Consider the following 4322-nt stretch of genomic DNA (forward strand, 5'->3'; position numbering starts at 1 on the left):
TAAATCGATATTAAAATTTAAGTAATAATCGCGAAATTTATTGTTTTGCTCCGGATCCAAAATTTCAAGTAAAACCGCCGTCGGATCGCCGCGGTAGCTTCTGCCGACCTTATCAATCTCGTCAAGCACTACGACCGGGTTCATCTGCTTGGCTTCTATTAATCCTTGCACGATACGCCCCGGCATCGCGCCTATGTAAGTACGGCGATGTCCGCGTAGCTCGTTTACGTCTTCAAGTCCGCCCAGCGCGATACGCACGAGCTCTCGTTTTAACGCCTTTGCGATGGAATTTGCAAGGCTTGTCTTACCGACGCCGGGAGGCCCCGCAAAGCACAAAATCGCACCGTTGTTTACTTTCTCGCTCACACCCCTAAGCTCTAAAAGCTCGCGAAGCGCAAAATATTCCTCAACGCGCTCTTTTGGCTTTTCAAGCCCGTGATGATCGGCGTCTAGCCGCTTGGCAACCTCCACAACGCTTGAACTTTTACTTGCCGTATGCTCAAACGGTACTTCTATTACCCAGTCAAGATAGCTTTGGATCGTATTCGCGTCGGCGCTATCCGGATGCATCCGAGAGAGCTTGTCGATTTGTTTTTTTATCTCTTTATAGGCATCCTCGCCCATAAATTTTTTCTTATTTTCTAGTTTTTTGCGGTACTCTTCGATCTCTTCGTCGCGACTCGTATCGGCGCCGAGTTCGGCTTGTATTTGCTTTAATTGTTCTTTTAAGAAATACTCTTTGTTAGTTTTATCGATCTTTGAATGAACCTTATTTTTTATCTCTTTTTGTAGTTTGTTAGCTTCGATCTCTTCGATAACGTAATCTATTAGTTTAAGCAAGCGCTGTTCTAAATTTTCCTCGATAAAAAAGCTATACGCGATCTGCTTTTTAAGTCTGAGCGCGCTTGAAACCAAATCGCATACGCGCACGGCTTCAGCGCTTTCTTCAATAGTTTTTAAAAGATCTGGCGTAAAAAAGTGGCTAACTTGCGATAATTCGCGTACCTTTTCGCGAAGTACGACGATTAGCGCATCGGTTTTTAGCGCCGACGGACGCTTTATGTGCAAAATATCCACAATTGCTTCGAGGGGATCGGTATTTGATTGCTGTAAAATTTTACCTTTATCAAAGCCCTGGAACAAAATTTTCACCCGTCCGTCCGGTAATGGTACTCTGCGCATTACGCTGCCTATTACGCCCGCGTCGTATATACCCTCAAATTCCCTAGAACCGGCATTTTGCGGCTTGCTAGGTACAACTAATACGGGAGTCTCGTTTCGTATAGCAAGGTCTAGCGCGCGCAGGTTTTCGTCGTCGCTTAAAAATAGCGGCGTAATCATAAAAGGATATAAAAATAGCTCGTCCTCTACGATAACGGGTAGTCTCGCCGGTAAATTTTTACTTTCGTTAATCTGCAAAATTTCCCCCTACTCGAAAAGCTTTCTATACCATGCGAGATCCGGTTTTATAAGATCTGAATCCTTAAACGGCGAAGCGTCGATTTTATCTTGATACACTTGCGCGGATACGTCGCGGCCGGTGCGCTTGTAAAGATCGGCGATTTGGATATTTAAATAAAAAAGCGCGAGCTTAAATTTTACTAGCATAGTTTCAATTAACGGGCGATACTGCGTCTGCGGATACATGTAAAGGAAATTCTCGATCTGCACTACGCTATCTTCCATTAATTTTTGATTGCGGTTAGGCTGCGCAAAACTATCGAAATTCGCCTTTATTTTCAGATACTGCGCGAATTCCGTTTTCGCCGCGCCGTCGCCGTAGCGTTTGATATACTCGTCTAGGTAATGATTTGCCAGCAAGTATTCTTCATTATTCACGTGAGCTTGGGCCAAGATAAGCAAAATTTGCTCTAAAAGGGGACTTGCTACGTGCTCGCTAGCCATCGACGTGTAATGTTTATCAGCGCTTTCTAAATCGGAGTCTTTGATATCGGAAATGATCTGCGCGTACCACTCGTCGGGGGTTAGATTATACAGCTCGGTATATTTCTCGGCGCATCCGCTAACGATAGCCGCAAACGCCACCGCAAGGATAAAATTTATAATTTTAAGCATTGTGTTCCTTTGAAATTTTTGGCGTATTTTACATTTTTTGCGATTATTTTTTCATAAATTTAACTCCCGAATTTTATGTTTAATGAAAATATAATGGTATTTTTAATAAAATGCCCGCTAAATTCAAAAGGAGATAATATGATTTTTTCCGTTAAAAGCCCTATTTTAGGATTTGAGCATATTAAAACCATGGAACTAATAGAGCTTGATAAATTTTTCGTAAGGCTACAAAGCAAAGACGACGATACTTCTTTTACGATGATAAACCCGTTTGCGCTTAGAAATTACGACTTTGAAATACCTACTTACTACGAAGAATTAATGCAAATTAAAGAGACCAGCCAGCTTAGAATTTATAACATCATTATCGTCTCTTTACCGCTTGAAACTTCTACGGTAAATTTTATAGCGCCGATCGTTTGCAATATGGACAATATGACACTCTCGCAGGTCGTACTAGATACCGCGGTATATCCAAACTACGGGCAAGCCGAAAAGATAGAAAATTTCATACAAAAGAAATGAAATGAAAAAGGCATTTTCATTAATCGAGCTGGTCGTAACCATCGTAGTGGTGGCGATCGTTAGCCTAGCCGTCCCGAACGTAATTAAGCAAATTTCAACGTCTAACGCAAGATCTTTAACGCAAGAAAGTATCCTAAACGCAAAAACATATCTCGGGCTTATTATGCAGTCTCTTTACTCTTGCGAAGGGCTAAATAGCAATAGTACGGCGGGCGATATACCTTTTTTGTACCCAAGTACTCAATACGGGAATAATACCGACTACGCAGACGCAATCGGAATAAGAAGGCGATTTAGTAGTATAAGGAAACAATTGCCTGTTACCAATCTTAACAATATGACAAAAAGATGTAACGGCGCCATAAACGCTACTATTATCGATGAATACAATGGCGCTACGCCCGACGTGACGGTTGGAGGCGGCATAGAACGCGATTTCATCGTGAATGCGGTTTATACTACGCAAATATCCACAGGAGATACGGATTCTACGATAAGACTAGGTGAAATTTTCAACTTCGGTAATACGACGGCAACCGAATTTAATAACTTCAACGACGTAAAAATAGCAAAAGTTAATGTTAATGCCACCGGAGCTCAAGAACAAACGCAAATAAATCTTTATGGTTTTACATTTAACCTGGGCGCTCCGCCGAAAGGAGTAATACGTACATGGAACTAAAACGCGCCTTTACTATGATAGAGCTAATACTGGTAATAGTAATATTGGGCATTATATCGTTTTTCACGTTTGAAATGACACTACAAATTTTTAGAAGCTACACATATAGCAAAATGATAAATATCCTTGAAGCCCAAACTGAAACCACGTTAGAACAAATAGCGAAAAGGCTTAGTTACCGTATAAAAGAAAGCCCGGTTACCAGGAAAGGACATTTAAACGCTGCGCTAGAAGATGACTCCGAAGGCGACGTGGAACCGCTCACTAGAAATACCGCTACGTCTTTAAACGGATTTAATATTTTAGAATTCGTCCCATACGCATATGAAGTATTTAGGATAAACGGATATAGCGGCATAGCAGATCTTGGTATATCAAGTAGTGTTGCAGGACTTCGAACCCCTGGGAGTAATCTAGTTACCATAGCCCAGAATACATTTAATGACTTGGTTTATAAAAGCACGATAGGCAATGGCGATTTGGCCGTATTTTTCTCCGGTTTAAGTTATGACGATCGAAAAGGGATAGGATACTATAAATATAACCATCCTAGCGGCAATAATCTAGTAGCGAGGGCAACCATATCAAACAATACCGCCCTTGCGTTAAATTACGCAATCGGTTCAAGCGTATCAGACGTATATCAAATAGCGTATACGGCATATGCGATAGTACCGGAACACATAAATGCTACGAACGGCGATTTCGATTTAACGCTATATTATGACTATCGCCCATGGACGGGTCAAAAATTTACAGACGGCCAGCATTCTATTTTAGCAAGAGACGTAACAAGGTTTAATTTTATGGAAGATCGCGGAAATACTATAAATATGAAATTATGCATAAGGGCCACCAGAAGGACAACTGGAATAGATAGCGAAAAAATGTCTATATGTAAATCAAAGGCGGTATATTAATGAGACGTGCTTTTAGTATGCTAATGGCAATATTTTTCTTAATAATAATCGGAACTTTGAGTATGATAGGTTTACGCTTATCTTCTACTACTACTAGACAGACGGCGGGACTGCACAAG

5 protein-coding genes are annotated in these 4322 nt (G+C 41.2%); 3 read left to right on the forward strand and 2 right to left on the reverse strand.

The window, feature by feature from the left end; all coding sequences use genetic code 11:
* Together QZ147_RS08455 and bamD are read right to left on the reverse strand one after the other, a co-directional pair.
* The coding region (locus tag QZ147_RS08455) for an LON peptidase substrate-binding domain-containing protein (RefSeq protein WP_295149274.1) at positions 1–1419 on the reverse strand (1419 nt) is incomplete at its 3' end.
* A gap of 9 nt (positions 1420–1428) precedes the next feature.
* Positions 1429–2076, reverse strand: a complete 648-nt coding sequence (gene bamD / locus QZ147_RS08460; protein WP_295149277.1) for an outer membrane protein assembly factor BamD — start codon at positions 2074–2076, stop codon at positions 1429–1431.
* A 138-nt stretch (positions 2077–2214) separates the two neighbouring features.
* Here bamD and fliW point away from each other — a divergent pair, with 138 nt between their 5' ends.
* From fliW to QZ147_RS08475, 3 genes are read left to right on the forward strand one after another with little or no spacing between them, the layout of a single operon-like run.
* Entirely contained in the window at positions 2215–2601 is a 387-nt protein-coding gene (gene fliW, locus QZ147_RS08465; protein WP_295149279.1) for a flagellar assembly protein FliW, read from the forward strand.
* A 1-nt stretch (position 2602) separates the two neighbouring features.
* Positions 2603–3283 (forward strand): prepilin-type N-terminal cleavage/methylation domain-containing protein, encoded by a 681-nt coding sequence (locus QZ147_RS08470; RefSeq protein WP_295149282.1) that lies wholly within the window; start codon positions 2603–2605, stop codon positions 3281–3283.
* Complete coding sequence (locus tag QZ147_RS08475; protein ID WP_295149285.1) at positions 3274–4203, forward strand: prepilin-type N-terminal cleavage/methylation domain-containing protein; 930 nt, start codon at positions 3274–3276, stop codon at positions 4201–4203. The genes QZ147_RS08470 and QZ147_RS08475 overlap by 10 nt, the downstream gene beginning before the upstream one ends.
* The last annotated feature ends 119 nt before the right edge of the window (positions 4204–4322 follow it).

This window comes from uncultured Campylobacter sp., assembly GCF_905371695.1.
GTDB lineage: Bacteria > Campylobacterota > Campylobacteria > Campylobacterales > Campylobacteraceae > Campylobacter_A.

What these genes read in the sequence shown, in the direction of transcription:
- bamD (WP_295149277.1), bottom strand. Translation starts at nt 2,076, where the DNA reads ATGCTTAAAATTATAAATTTTATCCTTGCGGTGGCGTTTGCGGCTATC.
- fliW (WP_295149279.1), top strand. Translation starts at nt 2,215, where the DNA reads ATGATTTTTTCCGTTAAAAGCCCTATTTTAGGATTTGAGCATATTAAA.
- QZ147_RS08470 (WP_295149282.1), top strand. Translation starts at nt 2,603, where the DNA reads ATGAAAAAGGCATTTTCATTAATCGAGCTGGTCGTAACCATCGTAGTG.
- QZ147_RS08475 (WP_295149285.1), top strand. Translation starts at nt 3,274, where the DNA reads ATGGAACTAAAACGCGCCTTTACTATGATAGAGCTAATACTGGTAATA.